The 286-nt window shown below is 53.8% G+C and carries 1 protein-coding gene; it reads left to right on the top strand.

Going from position 1 to position 286, the window contains the following annotated elements:
* Positions 1-47 precede the first annotated feature (47 nt).
* Positions 48-286 (top strand): hypothetical protein (locus QN347_RS19740; protein WP_323494387.1); only part of this gene is annotated, 239 nt, incomplete at its 3' end.

The raw sequence follows: 286 nt of genomic DNA, 5'->3' as shown, positions 1-286 counted from the left end.
GGGAATACATCGGTGTCAGCTTACGCGCCGGTTCGAACAGTTTGTTGTTGGAACAAGTCGATGAATTCGGCAATGTCCGCGATAGCCGTAAAATCAACTTGATCGCGCCGGATAAACTGGGCAAGTTATCTCTCGAAGCGCCGGAAACAGCGGTGGCCGATGCGCGCACCCCGATTCGTATCAAAGTGCGTTTGACCGATGCCAACGGTGTGCCAGTCACGGTGCGTGCACCACTGACATTAGAAGCCGATCGTGGTCGTTGGTTGGCCGTTGATCTCAATAGCAA

The sequence above is a fragment of the Sphingomonas sp. 10B4 genome (assembly GCF_035019905.1).
In the GTDB taxonomy this organism is placed as follows: Bacteria; Pseudomonadota; Alphaproteobacteria; order Sphingomonadales; family Sphingomonadaceae; genus Sphingomonas; species Sphingomonas glacialis.
The sequence above is the reverse complement of the archived record's forward strand: the minus strand, read 5'-3'. Positions and strand labels throughout refer to the sequence as shown.